Below are 18,411 nucleotides of genomic sequence, written 5' to 3' on the forward strand. Positions count from 1 at the left end.
TGGCTACGGAGGTGACGGCAGATGTTTCCGGATCTGGGGCTCGACCCGCAGAGCAGGCCCGCGCGGGGCCTGCGCCGGTACATCGGACTGATCGAGGAGACGCTCGGGTTGAGCGGGCAGGGCTCGTGCGTGCAACTGGAGCGCCCGCTCAGCGCCTACGTCGCGATCGAGGGCCGGGTGCCGGCCTTCCCGGACCGCGACGTGGCCCTGCTCTGGGACGAGCGGTACGGGTGGGCCGTCGCGGTGGAGGCCCGCTGCGGTGAGGACCTGCTGGTGCTGGCCTACCTGGGCGGACCCGTGGTGCCCTCGCCGCGCGTCGTCGCGCGGTTCGTGCACCGCGCGCTGGACGGCGAGCCGGCCGGCGCTCCCGAGCCGGATGTCCTGGAGGCGGGCGATGTCCACGACGAGCTGGCCGTCTACGCCCCGGCGGGTGAGGAGCTGCTCGCCGCGAGATAGCGCCGCGGCCGGTGGTGGCCCCCGACGCCCTCAGCCGCTGAGCGCTTCCTCCAGTGACGCGTGCACGGTCAGGAACTCCAGCAGATCGGTCAGGGCCAGGATCCGGCGGACCACCGCTCCGGCCACGACGCGCAGTTGCGCCGGCGCGGCTTCGCGGTGCGTGGTGGCCAGCAGGCCGAGCCCGCTGGAGCTGATGAACCGCAGTTCCGTCAGGTCCAGCACGAGCCGCCGCGGGTGGTCGACGAGCGCAAGCCGGATCAGGCGGCGCAGCTTGGGCATCGTCGCGGCGTCCAGCTCGCCCGTCGCGGTCAGCACGACGTCCTGACCGCGGTGCTCGGCCGACACCGTCATGGTGTGGGCGGGCGCGGCGTCGGGCGGAAGTCCCACCGGGGAACGGTCGCTGGGTGCCATCCGCCCATCATGCACACGAAACCGGAATCCGGCAGGGGAGCACCGCCGACCGCGTGAGCCTTGTTTTGCCCGGTGCGCGCCGGGGTATGAGCGCCGCGGATCCCTGTTCCGGCAAGGAACTCACCCTGCGACACCCGCTCCTACGCGCGCCCGCTTCGGCGTGCCGTGCCGGAAACGGAGAAGTTCGGCAGCGTGCCCCCGCGTTATCACGTCACATTCAGCCCGGAAAACAGTGGCACACGGCGCCGTGAGGCGGTTTTCGAGGAAACGAGCGGGGCCGCACGGTGGTTTTCCGTGCGGCCCCGCTCGTTTCAGTTCTTGGCGTGGTAGGCCTCGATGACCTCCGAGGGGATGCGCCCGCGATCGGAGATGTCGAAGCCCTTCTTGCGCGCCCACTGGCGGATCGCGGCGTTCTGTTCGCGGTCCGATTTGGGCGGTGAGGTCACCTTGGCGGGCACGGCGACCGCCGCGCCCGAGGTGCGGCGCTTGCGGCCGCCGACGCGGCGCGCGTGGCCCACGAACTGTGCGAGCGCGTCACGCAAGTCGGCTGCGTTGTCCTCCGACAGATCGATTTCGTAGGTGACCCCGTCGATCGCGAACTCGACCGTTTCGTCGGCCTCGGATCCGTCCAGGTCGTCCACCAGGGACACCACTACCGATTGCGCCATGACTCCCACTCAGCTTCGGATTCCACCAGTTTCCGAGCGCAAGGTAGCACGTCACCCGCGTGCGGGAGGGCCCGGTCACGACGTCGGAGCGCGCCCGGTCACCCGGTCATCGCGACCTGCTGAAGGCGGCGCGCAGTGGCCGCCCGTTGAGCAGGAACGCCGCCGGCACGAGGGCGAGCGCGCCCGCGATCTGCGCCGCCGCGAACCACGGCGGCAGAGCGCCGGGAATGCTGTCCACGGCGACGATCGCGACCGGTACGACGACCGAGATGACCCGCACCCGCACGTAGGCCCACCGCGCGCCCCGCGCTGCCAGTACGGTGAACCAGTTCGTGACCGCCGCGCTCGCGAACATCCCGCCGGTCCGTCCCCACTGGAACGAGCTCACCGCGTGCCCCGTGACCGCCAGTACCACGACCACGACGAGCAGCGCGACGCTCACCGCCCCGTAGGCCGCCACGAGCTTGCGCACCTTGCCCAGGGTTCCCACGATTCCTCCCGATGTCCGATGTGGACACCACGCTAGGGAGAACCCGGGCCGCCCGGTACGGGCCGGGACACACGACCGGGGTGGGGCCGGCCCCACCCCGGGTGCGCACCGGAGCCGGTCCGGTAGCGGTGGTTCAGAGGGCGCGGGCCAGCAGCATGACGCCCAGCGCGAGCATGGTCGTCGCGACCAGGGCGTCCAGCGTGCGCCACGCGGCGGGGCGGGACAGGACGCCGCTGAGCAGACGGGCCCCGTAGCCGAGGCCGGTGAACCACGCGAGGCTCGCCAGCATCGCGCCGGCCCCGAAGACCCACCGCAGCGGTCCGCGTTCGGCGGCGACCGAACCGAGCAGCAGGACGGTGTCCAGGTAGACGTGCGGGTTCAGCCAGGTCATCGCGAGACAGGTGAGCACCGCGGTGCCGGCGGACCCCGCCGTGGCGCCGGTCGTCGTCAGCGCCTGCCCGGGCCGCAGCACACGGCGGGCGGCCAGCGCGCCGTAGCAGATCAGGAACGCGCCGCCGGCCAGGCCGACCACGGTCAGCGCGGCCGGCCACGCGGTGACCACCGCTCCGAGGCCGGCCACGCCGAGCGTGATGAGCACCGCGTCGGACGCGGCGCAGATGCCGACCACCGCGAGAACGGCCTGCCCGCGCACGCCCTGGCGCAGCACGAAGGCGTTCTGCGCGCCGATGGCGACGATGAGGGACAGGCCGGTGCCGAAACCCGCGAGCGCCGCGGGGAGGATGCCGCCGTTCACCCCGCCGACGGTAGGGACGTTCCGGGCATCAGTACAGCTAAACATCTTTACGTATCATTAGCGCTTGTGATGGCCGATCTGCCGTTCGACCAGGTCCGCACGCTGCTCGCGGTCGTCGACGAGGGCACCTTCGACGCCGCGGCCGCGGCCCTGCACGTGACGCCGTCCGCCGTCAGCCAGCGGGTCAAGGCGCTGGAGCAGCGCACCGGGCGGGTGCTGGTGATGCGGACGAAGCCGGTGCGGCCGACGGAGTCCGGTCAGGTGGTGGTGCGTTTCGCGCGGCAGCTGGCGGCGCTGGAGCGGGATGCGCAGGCGGAGCTGGGGATCGCGGCGGGCAGCGCCCCGGCGCGGCTGGCGATCGCGGTGAACGCGGACTCGCTGGCCACCTGGTTCCTGCCCGCGCTGACGCGGGTGCCGCAGGACCCGCCCGTGTGCTTCGAGCTGCACCGCGAGGACGAGACGCACACCGCGGAGCTGCTGCGCGAGGGAAAGGTCATGGCCGCGGTGACCGCGTCGGCGGAGCCGGTGGCGGGCTGCACGGTGCGGCGGCTGGGGCTGGCACGCTACCGGCCGGCGGCCACCCCGCGGTTCGTGGCGGACCACCTGGACGGCGGGCCGCTGGAGCGCCGCCTGCCGGACGCGCCGGTGGTGGTCTTCGACCGGCGGGATGAGCTGCAGGACCGGTTCGTCCGGTCGCTCACCGCCGGCCGCTCGGGCGCCTCCGCGTTCCGGCACCACGTGCCGACGTCGGAAGGCTTCTGCGACGCGGTGGCGGCGGGACTGGGCTGGGGCCTGGTGCCCGAGCCGCAGGCCGCGCCGCTGCTCAAGTCGGGCGCCCTGGTGGAACTGGCGCCGGGACTGCGGATGGACGTGCCGCTGTTCTGGCAGCAGTGGACGCTCGACGTGCCCGCGCTGGCGCTGGTGGCCGAGACGATCGCGGCCGCGGCGGCACAGGCGCTGCACTGACGCCCTGCTCAGCCGCGGGCGCCGACCAGGCGGAGGGCGAACTCGCTGTACTGCCAGACCACCGCGAAGGCCCCTTCGTCGACACCCCCCTGCACCACTGCGCGGAACCCGGCCTCGTACCCGGCGCGCAGGTCTACGTCGCCGCGCTCGCCCGCCGCACCGCGGCGTTCGTCCGCGATGCGGTGATCCCCGTCGAGGAGGAACACCGGGGCGTGGTGCGCTCCGACGAGGTCCGCGCCCGGCTGCAGCGCGCCGCGAAGGAGGCGGGGGTCTTCGCCCCGCACGCCTCGCCCACGTACGGCGGGCGCGGCCTGGACATGGGGGGCCGCGCCGTGGTGTTCGAGGAGGCCGGCTACTCCCTGCTCGGACCGCTCGCCCTCAACATCGCCGCGCCCGACGAGGGCAACATGCACATGCTCGAGGCCGCGAGCGCCCGCTGGGGAGCGGCGAGATCTGCTCCTGCTTCGCGATGACGGAACCGGCGCCCGGCCACCGGGTGTGTGTCCAGCCTGCACGTCAACCGGGTGCCGGGCCACCAGGGCGGAAGCCCGGTTGTGGCCACCGTCACCCGGGAATCCGGACAACCGTGAGACGATGACCGCGCCCGAGCGTGGACGAGGAGATTCGATGCTCATCGGAGTGCTGAAGGAGGCCCAGGCGGGGGAGACCCGTGTGGCCGCGACCCCGGCGACCGTCGGCCAGCTGCGGAAGCTGGGCTACGAGGTGGTGGTGGACCCGGGCGCCGGTGTGGCGGCGAGTTTCACCGACGAGGCCTACGCCGAGGCTGGTGCGTCGATCGGTGACGCGGTGCGGGCGGACATCGTGCTGGGTGTGAACGCGCCCTCGGCCGAGCAGCTGGACGCGATGAAGCCGGGCGCGACGCTGATCAGCCTGCTGGCGCCGGCCCTGAACAAGGACCTGGTCGAGGATCTGGCGCGGCGGCCGGTCACGGCGATGGCGATGGATGCGGTGCCGCGGATTTCGCGCGCGCAGTCGCTGGACGTGTTGTCGTCGATGGCCAACATCGCCGGGTATCGGGCGGTGGTGGAGGCGGCGCACACGTTCGGCCGGTTCTTCACCGGTCAGGTGACCGCGGCGGGCAAGGTGCCGCCGGCGAAGGTGCTGGTGGTCGGCGCCGGGGTGGCGGGCCTGGCCGCGATCGGCGCGGCCGGGAGCCTGGGCGCGGTCGTGCGGGCCACCGACCCGCGCCCGGAGGTGGCCGACCAGGTCGCCTCGCTGGGCGGGGAGTACCTGTCGATCGAGGCGCCGGATGTCGAGGTGTCGGCGACCGGTTACGCCAAGGAGATGAGCGAGGACTACAAGGCCCGGGAGCGCAAGCTCTACGAGGAGCAGTGCCGCGACGTCGACATCGTCATCACCACCGCGCTCATCCCGGGCAAGCCGGCGCCGCGGATCATCACCGCCGACATGGTCGCCTCGATGCGGGCGGGCAGCGTGATCGTGGACATGGCCGCGGCCAACGGCGGCAACGTCGAGGGCACGGTGGCCGGCAAGGCCGTGACGACGGACAACGGCGTGACCATCCTCGGCTACACCGACCTCGCCGGGCGGCTGCCCGCGCAGTCTTCGCAGCTGTACGGCACGAACCTGGTCAACCTGATGAAGCTGGTGACGCCGGGCAAGGACGGTACGCCGGTGTTCGACACCGACGACATCGTGATCCGGTCGATGACCGTGGTGCGCGACGGTGAGCTGTTGTGGCCGCCGCCCCCGGCGCCGGTGTCCGCGGCGCCGGCGCAGGCGGCCCCGAAGGCCGCGCCGGCGGAGCCGGAGCCGGAGAAGAAGATGTCGGCGGCGGCCCGGATCGGGTTGACCGCGGTGGTCGGCGCGCTGTTGCTGTTGCTGGTGGCGGCGTCGCCGCCGGCGTTGCAGGGGCATCTGACGGTGTTCGCGCTGGCGGTGGTGATCGGCTACTACGTGATCGGCAAGGTGCACCACGCCCTGCACACGCCGCTGATGTCGGTGACCAACGCGATTTCCGGGATCATCGTGGTCGGTGCGCTGTTGCAGGTCGGCCACGCCAACGCGGTGGTCACCTGGATCTCGTTCGCCGCGATCCTGCTGGCCTCGATCAACATCTTCGGCGGGTTCGCCGTCACGCGGCGCATGCTCTCGATGTTCTCCCGCAGCTGATCTCGACCAGGAAGAGTGACATGAACCTCGACACGATCGCCCAGGCGGCCTATCTGGTCGCCGCGTTGTTGTTCATCCTGGCGCTGGCCGGGCTGTCGCGGCACGAGACCGCGAAGACCGGCAACGGGTTCGGCATGGCCGGGATGGTCATCGCCCTGGCCGCGACCATCGCGCTGGCGGTGCACCGCGACATCTCCACACTCGGCGTCGTGCTGCTGGTGGTGGCGATGGTGCTCGGCGCCGCCGTCGGCCTGCAGCGCGCCCGGGCGGTGCAGATGACCGGGATGCCCGAGCTGATCGCGCTGCTGCACTCCTTCGTCGGCCTGGCCGCCGTGTTGGTCGGCTGGAACGGCTACCAGGAAGTGGAAGCCCACCCCGGCGGGGCCGAGGCCCACACCTTGGAAGCACTCGGGCTGGGTGGGATCCACTCCGCCGAGGTGTTCATCGGCGTCTTCATCGGGGCGGTGACCTTCACCGGATCGATCGTGGCGTTTCTGAAGCTGTCGGCGCGGATCAACTCCAAGCCGTTGATGCTGCCCGGCAAGAACTTCCTCAACCTCGGCGCCCTGGTGGTGTTCGTGGCGCTGACGGTGTGGTTCGTGATCGACCCGCAGCTGTGGCTGCTCGTCGTGGTCACCGTGGTGGCGCTCGCGCTGGGCTGGCACCTGGTGGCCTCCATCGGCGGCGGGGACATGCCGGTGGTGGTGTCGATGCTCAACAGCTACTCCGGCTGGGCCGCGGCGGCGTCCGGGTTCCTGCTGGAGAACAACCTGCTCATCGTCACCGGCGCGCTGGTCGGGTCCTCCGGTGCCTACCTGTCCTACATCATGTGCAAGGCGATGAACCGCTCGTTCATCTCCGTCATCGCCGGCGGGTTCGGCCTGGAGAACACTGCGGCAGGGTCCGATGTCGAGTACGGCGAGCACCGCGAGATCACCGTCGACGGGGCCGCGGACCTGCTGGCCGACGCGAGCAGCGTGATCATCACCCCCGGTTACGGCATGGCCGTCGCGCAGGCCCAGCACGGGGTGGCCGAGCTGACCCGGCGGCTGCGGGAGCGCGGCGTGCAGGTGCGCTTCGGCATCCACCCGGTCGCCGGGCGGCTGCCCGGGCACATGAACGTGCTGCTCGCCGAGGCCAAGGTGCCCTACGACATCGTGCTGGAGATGGACGAGATCAACGACGACTTCGCCGACACCGACGTCGTCCTGGTCATCGGTGCCAACGACACCGTCAACCCCGCCGCGGCCGAGGACCCCGGCTCGCCGATCGCGGGCATGCCGGTGCTGCGGGTGTGGGAGGCCCGCAACGTCGTCGTCTTCAAGCGCTCCATGTCCTCCGGCTACGCCGGTGTGCAGAACCCGCTGTTCTTCCGCGACAACTCCGCCATGCTCTTCGGCGACGCCAAAGAACGCGTCGAAGACCTGCTACGCGCCCTGCCCACCGGAGCACCGGCCCGCGCGGGCGCGGCGCAGGGCTGACCGGCGCCGCGGCGACGACGACCAGGGATCGCCTGCCGTGTCGAGGGGTGGGAGTAGGGCTTGTCGGCGACTACCGCGTCGGCAGCGTGGTCGACCCGGTCCGATCCGGGCGACCGCGATCCCGTCGAACAGAACCCACAGCCAGATCAATTACCGGACATCGCCTGACCGCCCGCCGGGGGCGTGAGGAACGACTGCACGGTCGCGATCACGACCCCCGGTGCCTCCGCCGCGCCGAGGCGTCCCGCGCGGGTTTCCTCGGCCGCCCCGTTGAGCACGTAGTGCACGACGTTCACCAGCCACGTCAGCGGCAGGTCCGTGCGGAACACGCCCTGCCGCTGGCCGCGGCGGATCAGGTCCGCCATGCGCGTCGCGGCGTCGCCGTGCAGTTCGCGGATCCGCGCGGCCGGCAGGACGTCCTCGGCGGCCTGCAGCAGCTTCGTCGACTCCGCCACCAGTGACCAGCTCGGCTCGATCAGCCGGGCCAGTGCGGCGCGCGCGTCGCCCTCGAGGTCGACCGCGGACAGCACCTCCTCGCCCACCCGCAGCGCTTCGGCCAGGGCCGCTTCGACCAGGGATGCCCGGTTGGGGAAGTGCCCGTACAGCGTCATCCGGCCGACCCCGGCCGCCTTCACGACGTCGTCGATGCTCGCGTCCGGATCGCGGCTGAGAACCTCCCGTGCGGCGGAGACGATGCGGGCGATGCTGCGTTCGGCGTCGGCGCGCCGGCGCGGTCGGGCGGAAGTGGCCACGGCCGCAGTCTAGCTCGTATGGGAATGTACGAGTTAGCATGGCCGTTGTAAGTCGTACTGTGTCGTACGAGTTGACCGGAGCCGGCCATGTCAGAACTCCCCGGAAGACATCCCCTGCGGTGGCGCATCCTCGGATTCCTGGGCATCGCCCAGCTGATGCTCATCCTCGACGTCACGGTCGTGGCGATCGCCCTGCCGCACATCGAGAACGACCTGGGCCTCAGCCGCGCCGCGATGACCTGGACCGTCAGCGCGTACACGCTGACCTTCGGCGGCCTGATGCTGCTCGGCGGGCGGCTGGCCGACCTCGCCGGCGCGAAACGGGTCGCGCTCGCCGGCCTGCTGGTGTTCACCTTGGCGTCGCTGGCCACCGGGCTCGCCCCGTCCGCCGGTGTGCTCCTGGGCGGGCGGATCGCGCAGGGCGTCGGCGCGGCGCTGCTGTCGCCGTCGGCGTTGTCGCTGGTCGTCGCGCTGTTCGACGGCGACGAGCGGAACAAGGCGCTCGGTGTGTGGTCCGCGCTGGGCGGCGGGGGCGCAGCCCTCGGCGTGCTGCTGGGCGGACTGCTCACCGCCGGTCCCGGCTGGCCCTGGGTGTTCTGGGTCAACGTGCCGATCGGGCTCGTCATCGTCGTCGCCCTGGCCCGGATGCTGCCGCGCGGGACGGTGGCGGCGCCGCGGGCGCGGCTCGACGTGCCGGGGGCGCTGCTCGTCACCGCCGCGTCCGGCGCGCTGGTGTACGGGTTGATCAACGCCGGTGACCAGGGGTGGCTGACCGCGACCACGGGCTGGCTGGTGCTCGCGGCCGCGGCCGGCTACCTGGCGTTCGTGGCCTGGCAGCGCTCCGCGCGGGCCCCGCTGATGGACGTCCGGCTGCTGGTCCGCCGCCCGGTGGCGACCGGCACGTTCCTCATCCTGATGGCGACGGCGCTGACGGTCGCCGTGTTCTTCCTCGGCACGTTCTACTTCCAGCACGAGCGCGGCTACAACGCGCTGCAGACCGGCTTGCTGTTCCTCCCGGTCGCGCTGATGACCACGGCCGCGGCCAACCTCACCGGACGGGTCGTCGCGCGGTTCGGCGCACGACCGCTCGCCGTGTCCGGATTGCTGGTCGCCGCGGCCGGCCTGGGCCTGCCCGCGCTCGCGATGAACCCCGTGGTGGTCACGCTCAGCATGGCGGTCGGCGGCGCCGGGACCGGCGTGCTGTTCGTCGTCGCGTCCGCGACCGCCCTGGGGCAGGTCGCCCCGCACGAGGCCGGGATCGCCTCGGGCATCGTGAGCACGTTCCACGAGTTCGGTGCCTCGCTCGGCGCCGCGGTGGTCTCGAGCGTCGCGGCGGCGAGCCTGGTCGCCGACACCCTCACCGGCTTCACGAACGGCTTCCTGGTGTTCGCCGCGGCCGCGCTCGCCGCCGCGGCGGGGGCCGCCGCGTTGGCCCCGGGCCGGCCCGCACCGGTCGGCTGAGCGTTCCCCGGCGGTCCTGTCCGGACTGTCCGATCAGGACCGCAGGGTGGACGCGCGCAGGTGCAGCACCGGGTCGATCACCAGTGCCTCCGCCGGCTCGGCGGCGCCCGACAGCCGGGCGAGCATCAGCTCGACCGCGTGCTCGGCGAGGCTTTCGTGGTTGAGGTCCATCGCCGTGATCGGCGGGGACGCCGTGCGTGAGTGCTCGCTGTCGGTCAGCGAGGCGATCATCAGATCGTCCGGGACGCGCAGGCCCTCCTCGGTCGCGACGCGGGCGGCCGGTGCCGCGAAATCGCTGGTGGCCATGATGATCGCGTCCGGGCGGTGCCGCCCGCGCAGGGACGCGCGCACCGCCGTCATCGCGTCCTCCGGCGTCAGGCCTTCGCTGAGCACCTCGACGCGGGGCGCGCGGCGGCGCCGTGCGGACCAGGCCAGGTAGGTCTCCCGGGTGCGCCGGTTCCACGCGTTGTCCTCGGTGCCGGTGAACAGCGTGATGCGGCGGGCGCCCCCCTCGCGCAGGTGGTCCAGCAACTCCGTGACCACCTTGGGGTAGTCCAGCCGCACGGCCCACGGCAGATCGGGCCGTTCCGGGTCCTCCTCGACCGTGACGACCGGGATCCCGCGGCGCGTCAGCTCGGTCAGCACCGGGTCGTCGCCGTAGGGGTGGGCCACGATGCAGCCGTCCATCGGCACCCGCGCCACCGACGGGTCGTCGATGTCGGGCACGTGGATCAGCCCGGTCTTGCGCCGCAGCATCTCGGTGGCGACCGACCCCACCAGGCGGTTGAACGTCTCGGCCCGGTCCGGCGTCCCGGTGACCGCGTAGCGCGGCCGCAGCACCAGCCCGACGATCCCGGACCGCCCGGTGCGCAGGGACCGCGCGCTGGGGTTCGGGTCGTAGCCCAGCTCCTCGGCCGCGCGCAGCACGCGCTCCCGGGTGGCCTGCGAGATCGGCCTGCTGCCGGAAAAGGTGTGCGAGACGGTGCTGATCGCGACCCGGGCGCGTTCGGCCACGTCCCGGATCGTGATCTTCGCGGCCGGTCTGCTCACCGCTCCAGTATCGCCCACGGCCGTCCCGGCTCTTGACAGTCCCGCGTCGCGGCGCGTTTCATGTCCCGAACCATCAAATCGTTTTGACGAAGGCGGTGGGCGAATGGCCTCCGAGAGCGGAGCAGTCCCGGACACGACCGCGCCGGTGTCCGTCGGCGACGTGTGCGACCGCATGCAGCTGACCCGTGCCCACCTGATCGCGGGCGCGGTCCTGTTCTTCACGTTCGTCATCGAGGCGTGGGAACAGGTCGGGCTCGTCTACGTCTCGACCGGCATCGCCGACGACTTCGGCGTCGACAACACACGGCTGGGCTGGGCGCTGTCGGCGGTCGCGTTCGGCATGGTGCCGGGTGCGCTGCTGTGGGGTGCGGTCATCGACCGGCTCGGCCGGCGCAAGGTGACCGTGCTGAGCCTCCTGCTCTACGCCGGTCTCGCCCTGCTGGCCGGGGTGTCCCCGCAGTTCTGGATGTTCCTGGCCCTGCGGTTCCTCTCCGGCATGGCCTTCGGCGGCGTGTACTCGGTGACGTTCCCGTACTTCCTGGAGCTGCTGCCGACCCGGTGGCGGGGGCAGGGTGCCGTCGCGTTGTCGATCGGCTTCCCGGTCGGCACGTTGCTGTGCATCCTGGTCAGCCAGACCCTGGGCACGGTCAGCTGGCGGGCGGTGGCCATCGTGGCCGCGCTGGCCGGGCTGTGGGCGCTGGCGGTGCTGCGCTGGGTGCCGGAATCCCCGTACTGGCTGGCCAGGCAGGACCGCCACGCCGAGGCCGCGCAGGTGCTGCGGCGCCTGGGCGCCGGCATCGCCGAGGACACGCGGTTCCGGGTCGACCAGGAGGGCGGCGGCAGCCGGCGCGGTCTGCTCCGCGGTCGCGTCCGCCGGAACTTCCTGCTGCTGCTCGTGGTGTCGTTCACCTTCAGCTGGGGCTACTGGGGTCTGCAGACCTGGCTGCCGGTGCTCTTGCAGGGCCGCGGCATGAGCGTGTCGGGCGCGCTGTGGTTCGTCGCCGTGACGCAGCTGGTGTCGGTCCCCGGCTACCTGCTGGCCGCGTGGCTGACCCGGCGCCAGGGCCGCAAGCGCGTGTTCCTGTGGTTCGTGTTCGCCTCCGCCGCGGGCGGGGTGCTGTTCGGCGTCGCGGCGAACGCCGGCCAGATGTACGCGGGCAACCTGGTGCTGGCGTTCTTCTCCCTGGGCGCGTGGGGCATCTGGAACACCTGGGCGGGCGAAGCGCTGCCCACCAGCCTGCGCGGTCTCGGCTACGCGTGGGTGACCTCGGCGATCCTGCTGGCGAACACGGTGTCGGTGCCCGTCATCGGCGCACTGATGGACCACGGCGTCGCGTCCTTCGCCGTCATCGGCTCGATCGTGGCGTTCCTGGTCGTCGCGCTGCTGGCGGTGCTTCCGCTCCCGGAGACCGAGGGCCGGGCGCTCGACTGACGTTCTTCCGTCAACCACAAGGAGTTCTTCGCATGACCTACCGGGTCGCCATGGACATCGGTGGCACCTTCACCGACGTCGTCACCTACGACGAGACGACGCGGGAACTGCGCGCCGGCAAGGTCCTCACCACCCCGGACGACCTCGCGCGCGGCGTGTTCGACGCGCTCGAGGGGTTCGGGCTGCCCTTCGCCGACATCGGGTTCTTCGTGCACGGCACCACGCAGGGCCTCAACGCACTGCTGGAACGGCGCGGGGCGCGGGTGCTGATCCTGACCACGCGCGGGATCGGCGACGTGTACCAGATCGCCCGCGGCAACCGGAACCGCTTGTTCGACCTGCACTACCGCAAGCCCGAACCGCTGGTCCCGCGCAACGCCGTCGCCGAGGTCGGCGGCCGGTTGACCGCGGAGGGCACCGAACTCGAACCGCTGGACGAGGACGCCGTGCGGCTGGTGGCCAAACGCGTGCGGGAAGAAGGCTTCGACGCCGTCGCGGTCTGCTTCCTGTTCGCCTACCTCGACGGGGACCACGAGCGCCGCGCCGGCCGCATCCTGCGCGAGGAACTCGGCGACGACGTCCTGGTCGTGCTGTCCCACGAGGTCGCCCCGGAATGGCGCGAGTACGAGCGCACCTCGACCGCCGTCATGGAGGCCTACACCGGCCCGTCCGTGCACCGCTACCTCGACCGGATCGAGGCGCGCTTCGCGGAGAAGGGCCTGTCGGTGCCGGTGCACGTCATGCAGTCCTCCGGCGGGCTGGTCAACGCCGGCTTCGCGCGGCGGCACCCGCTGCAGACGCTGCTGTCCGGCCCGGTCGGCGGCACGATGGGCGGCGTCGCGGCGAGCCGGCTGCTCGGCAGGCCGGACGTCATCTGCATCGACATGGGCGGCACCTCGTTCGACGTCTCCCTGGTGATGGACCACCAGCCCGACGTGACCCCGGACGGCGAATGCGAGGGCTTCCCACTGCTCATGCCGCTGGTGAACCTGCACACCGTCGGCGCGGGCGGCGGCTCGCTCGCCTACGCCGAGGGCGACGGGTTGCGCGTCGGTCCCGAGTCGGCCGGCGCCGTGCCCGGCCCGGCCTGCTACGGCCGCGGCGGCACCCAGGCGACCGTGACCGACGCGAACTGCGTGCTGGGCCGCGTCGACCCGGAGTCCTTCGCCGGCGGCGGGATGCGGCTGGACACCGAAGCCGCCCACCGGGCCGTCGCCACGCTCGCCGCCGGGTTCGGCATGGACCCGGTCGAGCTCGCCTCCGGGATCTGCGACGTGTCCAACGCCAAGATGGCGCAGGCGATCCGCACCCTCACCGTCGAGCACGGCCGCGAACCGGCCCAGTTCGCGCTGCTCGCCTTCGGCGGGGCCGGGCCGATGCACGCCGCGTTCATCGCCCGCGAGATCGGCGTGCGGGAGGTGGTCGTGCCGCGGTTCCCCGGTGCGTTCTCCGCCTGGGGCATGCTCGAGGCCGACGTGCGCCGCGACTTCACGCAGCAGTTCTTCGCCACCGGCCAGAGCCTGGACACCGCCGCCCTCGCGGCGGCACTGAACACTTTGGACGAACAGGCGACGGAGGCGCTGGCCGAGCAGGGCATTCCGGCGGAGCGCCGCGAGGTCACCCACGGGCTGGACATGCGGTACGAGAGCCAGGACTACACGCTGACCGTGCCGATCCTGCCCGGCGAGGACGTGACCGCGCCGGAGTTCCGCGCCGCCATCGAGGACCGGTTCGCGCGGGCGCACCACCAGCGCTACGGGCACGCCACCCCCGGCGCCCCGGTCCAGTTCGTCACCATCCGCACCACCGGGCGCGGGCTGGTGGACCGCCCGCCGGGCGAACCGCCCGCGGTGCGGGAACGGGGCGAACCGGTGGTGCGCGACGTGGTGTTCGACGGCGCGGCGGTGCCGACGGCGATCGTCGCGCGCTCGGCCCTGCCCGCCGGGGCCACGCTGACCGGCCCGGCGATCGTGCACGAGGAGACCTCGACCACCGTCGTTCCGCCGGGCGCGGTGCTGCGGGTCGACGACCACGGATTCCTGATCATCACCCTGGACGCGGAGGAGCAGGCATGACGCCGAGCCCGGTCACCACGGAGATCATCCGCTCGGCGCTGATCCAGGCCGCCGAGGACATGAACATGACCCTCATCCGGTCGTCGTACACGCCGACGATCTACGAGGGCAAGGACTGCGCGGTCGCGCTGCTCGACCGGGAGCACCGGGTGCTCGGCCAGTCCTCCGGCCTGCCGATCTTCCTGGGCAACCTGGAGGAGTGCACCCGCTGCACCGAGGCCGAGTTCGGCGCTTCGGTGTGGCAGCCGGGTGACGTGTGGGTGCTCAACGACTCCTACATCGGCGGCACGCACCTCAACGACTGCACGGTGTACGCGCCGATCTTCGTCGAGGGCGAGCTCGTCGGGTTCGCCGCGTCGCGCGCGCACTGGATCGACATGGGGTCGAAGGACCCGGGCGGGTCGATGGACTCGACCACGATCTACCAGGAGGGCCTGCGGATGGGCCCGACCCGGATCGTCGTCGGCGGCGCGGAGAACCCGGACGTGTTGCGGCTGATCGAGACGAACGTGCGCTTCCCGTACGTGACGATCGGCGACATGCGGGCGCAGGTGGCGTGCGCGCGGATGGGGGTGCGCCGGCTGGGGGAGTTGTTCGCCCGGTTCGGGGCGGAGACCATCGAGGCCGCGCGCGCGGAGATCTTCGCGCAGACCGAGCGGCTGGAGCGGGAGCGGGTCGCGGCGATCCCGGACGGCACCTACGAGGCCACCGGGTACCTGGACAACGACGCGATCGACCTGGCGACCCCGCTGAAGGTGACCGTGCGGGTCGTCGTCGAGGGGGACCGGATGACGATCGACCTCACCGACTGCGCCGACCAGACCACCGGTCCGGTCAACTGTGGACGGTCGCAGGCGGTGTCCGCCGCGCGCGTGGGGTACAAGCTGCTGATCTCACCGTCGATCAGCCTCAACGGCGGCTCGTTCGCGCCGCTGGAGGTTCTGGTGCGGGACGGGTCGATGCTGGGCGCCCGCGAACCGGCGGCCTGCCAGTACTACTACTCCAGCCTCGGCATGCTCATCGACCTGGTGGTCAGGGCGCTGGCGCCCGCGATGCCCGGCGAGGTCGCCGCGGCCAGCTACGGGGACTCGATGATCGTCCAGTTCGCCGGCGACAACCCGCGCACGGGCGAGCCGTTCGTGACCCTGGAGGCGACGGTCGGCGGCTGGGGCGCCTGGCACGGCGGCGACGGCGAGACCGCGCTGATCAACAACGTCAACGGTTCGCTGCGGGACCTGCCGATCGAGGTGGTCGAGACGCTGTACCCGGTGCGGGTCGACGAATACCGCATCCGGCCGGACTCCGGTGGCGCCGGCCGGTGGCGCGGTGGGAACGGCGTGGTCCGCCAGTACACGATGGAGGCCGACCAGGACCTGTCCCTGTGGTGGGAGCGCTCGGTGACCCCGGCGTGGGGCGTGTTCGGCGGCGAGGCCGGGGCGCCGCCGCGGGTCGTGCTGAACCCGGGACGGCCGGACGAACGGGAGATGCTGAAGGTCAACAGCCTGCGCGTGCACCGCGGCGACGTCCTGCGCTGCGAGTCCGGGGGCGGCGGCGGATACGGCGAGCCGGCCGACCGCGACCCGGCGGCCGTCGAGTCCGACCTCGCGCTGGAGCTGATCACGCGGCGCCCCTGAGACGCCGGGGCCCCGGCGGACGGTGCGATCCGCCGGGGCCGGTCCCGCCGTGGACACGCCGGCCGCCGACATGTGTGTATAGTGTGTGTATGGCAAGGCTGAACGTCTACGTGCCGGACGAGCTGGCGAACCGCGCGAAGGCCGCCGATCTCAACGTGTCGGCGCTCGTGCAGGCCGCGATCGCCGACGAACTGCAACGCCGTGCCACCGACTCCTGGCTGGACGCTCTCCCGGTGCCGCGCGGTGCGGTGGCCCACGATGCGGCCATGACGGCTCTTGACGCCGCTCGGGCGGACCTGGCCGGCGATGACTGACGTTCCCGCGGAGATCGTGGTCCTGGACGCCTCGGTTCTCGTCGACCTGCTCGCGGGCACCGACCTGGCGGCGGCGGCCAAGGAGCGCCTCCCCGGCACCGTCCTGCACGCGCCGGCTCACCTGGACGCCGAAGTCCTGTCCGCCCTGGGCAGGCTCGAGCGTGCGGGGCACCTGGGCGCGACGGATGTCGAGGCGGCGCTGGCGTCCCTGGCGACCATCCCGCTCACCCGCCACCCGGTCGTGGAGCTCGTGCCCGGCGCGTGGGCGCGGCGGGCGGATCTGCGTCTGGTCGACGCGCTGTACGTCGAACTCGCCGCCCGCCTGCGCACCCGCGTGCTCACCACGGATCATCGCCTCGCCCGGGCGACCCCGCTCGCCGAGGGGATCGGCCGCTGAGGCCGGCGGGAGAGCGGAGGTGGACGGGAATCGAACCCGCCAGGCCGGGATCCCCGGCCTCGTCGGTTTTGAAGACCGCGGCGTCCACCAGGGCGCAGACACCTCCCTCGGCCGGCCCCATGCTAGCCGCACGGAGATCAGCGTGCGCGCCGGACGCGGCGGCACCGCCGGTTCCCGGCGGCCGGCGCCGCTGACCGGAGATGTGCGGGAGCCTCCCCACCGGCCGCGGCCGGATCAGGACCGCGGCCGTCCGGAGGCGACCCGCGGGGTCGCGTTCACAGGTCGGGCAGGTGCTGCGGCCGGCCGATCAGCGGGGCCAGCGGATCACCGGTGTCGCGGACGCGGTCGAGGACGGTGCGGATCGTCCAGCCGTCCGGCCGCAGGGCGGGGTCGTCGAGCTCGTCCCACGTGATCGGCACCGACACGGGCGCCCCGGGCGCCGGGCGCGGGCTGAACGGCGCGACCAGCGTCTTGTTGATCGCGTTCTGGGTGTAGTCGAGGCGGGCGAGGCCGCCGCGCTCGTTCTTGTACCAGCGCCAGCTCACCAGGTCGGGCAGGACGCGGCCGACGACCCGGGACACCTTCTCGACCCACGCGCGGGTGTCGTCGAAGGTGTAGCCGGCCGCGACGGGCACCCAGATCTGGATGCCGCGCTGCCCGGTGACCTTGGGCATGCCCGCGACGTCCAGGTGCTCCAGCGCCGTGCGGTAGAGGCGGGCGAGCTCGACGACGTCGTCGAAGCCGGTGGTCGTTCCCGGGTCGATGTCGATCAGTGCCCAGGTGGGCTGCCGCACGTCGGGCAGCCGCGAGGTCCACGGGTGCAGCTCGACCCCGCCGAAGTTCACCATCCACACCAGGGCGGGCACGCTGTCGAGCACCGCGTAGCACTGCGTTTCGCCCGGATCCGCGTCCGGGTTCTGCCAGCGGGTGAGCCAGTCCGGGGCGTGGCCGGGAACCTCCTTGTGCCAGAAGCCCGGCCGGTCCACGCCGTCGGGGTAGCGGTGCGCGTTGACCGGCCGCCCGGCGAGGTAGGGCAGCATGAACGGGGCGATCCGGGCGCTGTAGCGGATGAGTTCCCGCTTGGTGACGGGCGGCTCGCGACCGGTCCCCGGGAAGAGCACCTTGTCCAGGTTGGTGAGCTTGAGCGTGCGGCCGGCGACCGTCCAGGTGCCGCTCTTGCCGAGGTCGTCGAGTGCGGCGAGCTCGTCGTCGTCCGGCGCGTCCCACCGGCCGACGGGCGCGGCCAGGGGCACCTCGGCCTGGTCGGCCGGCACGTCGCTGCGCCACATCGCCTCCGGCGCCGCGGCCACCTCGTCGTTGGTGCGGCCGGTTTTCACCGAGCGCGGCAGCTCCTCGGGGTCCCAGCCGGGCCGGGCGTGGTCGTCGTGCTTGTGGATGAGCAGCCACTGCTCGTCCCCCCGCCCGGTGCGGACGAGCGCGAACCGGCCGGCCAGCTTCTCGCCCCGCAGGTCGAAGTGCAGCTCGCCGCCCGCGATCGCGCGCACCGGATCGGTGTCGTCGGCCGGTTCCCAGGTGCCCCGGTCCCAGACGATCACGTCGCCGCCGCCGTACTGGCCCTTCGGGATGACGCCTTCGAAGTCGGCGTATTCCATCGGGTGGTCCTCGACGTGCACCGCGAGCTGGCGCACCCCCGGGTCCAGCGTCGGCCCCTTCGGCACCGCCCAGCTGGCCAGCACCCCGTCGACCTCCAGCCGGAAGTCGTAGTGCAGCCGCCGGGCTCGGTGCCGCTGCACGACGAACCGGCGGCCCGGCCCCGGGGTCGCCGGCGCGCCGGCCGGCTCCCCGGTCACCGAGAAGTCCCGCTTGGCCCGGTACGACGACAGCCGGTCGCGGTCACCCCTGCTCCGGCTTCGCGCGCTCACCACCGGGAAATACCCAGACCGGCGCCGGCCATG

19 protein-coding genes and 1 tRNA gene are annotated in these 18,411 nt (G+C 72.5%); 11 read left to right on the forward strand and 9 right to left on the reverse strand.

Features of this window, described 5'->3' with window-relative positions; all coding sequences use genetic code 11:
• The first annotated feature begins 21 nt into the window (after positions 1 to 21).
• Positions 22 to 456, forward strand: coding sequence for a DUF6292 family protein (locus FB470_RS21945; protein ID WP_306994329.1), 435 nt, complete (start codon positions 22 to 24; stop codon positions 454 to 456).
• A gap of 30 nt (positions 457 to 486) precedes the next feature.
• Here the strand turns inward: FB470_RS21945 and FB470_RS21950 are convergent, their stop codons facing one another.
• From FB470_RS21950 to FB470_RS21965, 4 genes are all read right to left on the reverse strand, one after another.
• Positions 487 to 843 (reverse strand): STAS domain-containing protein, encoded by a 357-nt coding sequence (locus tag FB470_RS21950; protein ID WP_306994331.1) that lies wholly within the window; start codon positions 841 to 843, stop codon positions 487 to 489.
• 335 nt (positions 844 to 1,178) lie between these two features.
• Positions 1,179 to 1,535, reverse strand: coding sequence for a histone-like nucleoid-structuring protein Lsr2 (locus FB470_RS21955; protein WP_306994333.1), 357 nt, complete (start codon positions 1,533 to 1,535; stop codon positions 1,179 to 1,181).
• Positions 1,536 to 1,641: 106 nt separating this feature from the next.
• Positions 1,642 to 2,025 (reverse strand): hypothetical protein, encoded by a 384-nt coding sequence (locus FB470_RS21960; protein WP_306994335.1) that lies wholly within the window; start codon positions 2,023 to 2,025, stop codon positions 1,642 to 1,644.
• A 133-nt stretch (positions 2,026 to 2,158) separates the two neighbouring features.
• Positions 2,159 to 2,779 carry a LysE/ArgO family amino acid transporter gene (locus FB470_RS21965; protein WP_306994337.1) on the reverse strand — a complete coding sequence of 207 codons (621 nt, stop codon included), beginning with the start codon at positions 2,777 to 2,779 and terminating at the stop codon, positions 2,159 to 2,161.
• Between the two features lie 69 nt (positions 2,780 to 2,848).
• On the opposite strand from FB470_RS21965, the gene FB470_RS21970 reads away from it, so the two are divergent.
• Positions 2,849 to 3,745, forward strand: coding sequence for a LysR family transcriptional regulator ArgP (locus tag FB470_RS21970; RefSeq protein ID WP_306994338.1), 897 nt, complete (start codon positions 2,849 to 2,851; stop codon positions 3,743 to 3,745).
• Positions 3,746 to 3,753: 8 nt separating this feature from the next.
• Here FB470_RS21970 and FB470_RS21975 read toward each other — a convergent pair whose 3' ends face one another.
• Complete coding sequence (locus FB470_RS21975) at positions 3,754 to 3,951, reverse strand: hypothetical protein (protein WP_306994340.1); 198 nt, start codon at positions 3,949 to 3,951, stop codon at positions 3,754 to 3,756.
• Between FB470_RS21975 and FB470_RS21980 the strand changes: the two genes are divergently transcribed.
• The 3 genes from FB470_RS21980 (at position 3,928) to pntB (ending at position 7,380) form a co-directional block, all read left to right on the forward strand.
• Positions 3,928 to 4,218: an acyl-CoA dehydrogenase family protein gene (locus tag FB470_RS21980; RefSeq protein ID WP_306994342.1), complete on the forward strand. Its 291-nt coding sequence runs from the start codon at positions 3,928 to 3,930 to the stop codon at positions 4,216 to 4,218. The two genes, FB470_RS21975 and FB470_RS21980, sit on opposite strands and share 24 nt — an antisense overlap.
• Before the next feature lie 154 nt (positions 4,219 to 4,372).
• Positions 4,373 to 5,899, forward strand: coding sequence for a Re/Si-specific NAD(P)(+) transhydrogenase subunit alpha (locus FB470_RS21985; protein ID WP_306994344.1), 1,527 nt, complete (start codon positions 4,373 to 4,375; stop codon positions 5,897 to 5,899).
• A 20-nt stretch (positions 5,900 to 5,919) separates the two neighbouring features.
• On the forward strand, positions 5,920 to 7,380 hold the full coding sequence (pntB, locus tag FB470_RS21990; protein WP_306994346.1) for a Re/Si-specific NAD(P)(+) transhydrogenase subunit beta: 1,461 nt from the start codon (positions 5,920 to 5,922) through the stop codon (positions 7,378 to 7,380).
• 146 nt (positions 7,381 to 7,526) lie between these two features.
• Here pntB and FB470_RS21995 read toward each other — a convergent pair whose 3' ends face one another.
• The gene (locus FB470_RS21995; RefSeq protein ID WP_306994347.1) at positions 7,527 to 8,132 is read right to left on the reverse strand and encodes a TetR/AcrR family transcriptional regulator; all 606 of its coding nucleotides are present in this window, start codon (positions 8,130 to 8,132) and stop codon (positions 7,527 to 7,529) included.
• Between the two features lie 87 nt (positions 8,133 to 8,219).
• Between FB470_RS21995 and FB470_RS22000 the strand changes: the two genes are divergently transcribed.
• Positions 8,220 to 9,593: an MFS transporter gene (locus FB470_RS22000; protein WP_306994349.1), complete on the forward strand. Its 1,374-nt coding sequence runs from the start codon at positions 8,220 to 8,222 to the stop codon at positions 9,591 to 9,593.
• 33 nt (positions 9,594 to 9,626) lie between these two features.
• Here the strand turns inward: FB470_RS22000 and FB470_RS22005 are convergent, their stop codons facing one another.
• Positions 9,627 to 10,643 (reverse strand): LacI family DNA-binding transcriptional regulator, encoded by a 1,017-nt coding sequence (locus FB470_RS22005; RefSeq protein ID WP_306994351.1) that lies wholly within the window; start codon positions 10,641 to 10,643, stop codon positions 9,627 to 9,629.
• Between the two features lie 103 nt (positions 10,644 to 10,746).
• Here FB470_RS22005 and FB470_RS22010 point away from each other — a divergent pair, with 103 nt between their 5' ends.
• The 5 genes from FB470_RS22010 (at position 10,747) to FB470_RS22030 (ending at position 16,495) form a co-directional block, all read left to right on the forward strand.
• Positions 10,747 to 12,075, forward strand: a complete 1,329-nt coding sequence (locus FB470_RS22010; RefSeq protein WP_306994353.1) for an MFS transporter — start codon at positions 10,747 to 10,749, stop codon at positions 12,073 to 12,075.
• 32 nt (positions 12,076 to 12,107) lie between these two features.
• Entirely contained in the window at positions 12,108 to 14,150 is a 2,043-nt protein-coding gene (locus tag FB470_RS22015; RefSeq protein ID WP_306994355.1) for a hydantoinase/oxoprolinase family protein, read from the forward strand.
• Entirely contained in the window at positions 14,147 to 15,784 is a 1,638-nt protein-coding gene (locus tag FB470_RS22020) for a hydantoinase B/oxoprolinase family protein (RefSeq protein ID WP_306994357.1), read from the forward strand. Before FB470_RS22015 ends, FB470_RS22020 begins: the two co-directional genes overlap by 4 nt.
• An 89-nt stretch (positions 15,785 to 15,873) precedes the next feature.
• Positions 15,874 to 16,098, forward strand: a complete 225-nt coding sequence (locus FB470_RS22025; protein WP_306994359.1) for a type II toxin-antitoxin system CcdA family antitoxin — start codon at positions 15,874 to 15,876, stop codon at positions 16,096 to 16,098.
• Positions 16,091 to 16,495 (forward strand): type II toxin-antitoxin system VapC family toxin, encoded by a 405-nt coding sequence (locus FB470_RS22030; RefSeq protein ID WP_306994361.1) that lies wholly within the window; start codon positions 16,091 to 16,093, stop codon positions 16,493 to 16,495. Before FB470_RS22025 ends, FB470_RS22030 begins: the two co-directional genes overlap by 8 nt.
• A gap of 14 nt (positions 16,496 to 16,509) precedes the next feature.
• Here FB470_RS22030 and FB470_RS22035 read toward each other — a convergent pair.
• Positions 16,510 to 16,601 (reverse strand) — tRNA-Sec (locus FB470_RS22035).
• Between the two features lie 169 nt (positions 16,602 to 16,770).
• Positions 16,771 to 18,378, reverse strand: coding sequence for a non-homologous end-joining DNA ligase LigD (locus FB470_RS22040; RefSeq protein WP_306994363.1), 1,608 nt, complete (start codon positions 18,376 to 18,378; stop codon positions 16,771 to 16,773).
• Positions 18,379 to 18,411 lie beyond the last annotated feature (33 nt).

The organism is Amycolatopsis thermophila (genome assembly GCF_030814215.1).
GTDB classification, from domain to species: domain Bacteria; phylum Actinomycetota; class Actinomycetes; order Mycobacteriales; family Pseudonocardiaceae; genus Amycolatopsis_E; species Amycolatopsis_E thermophila.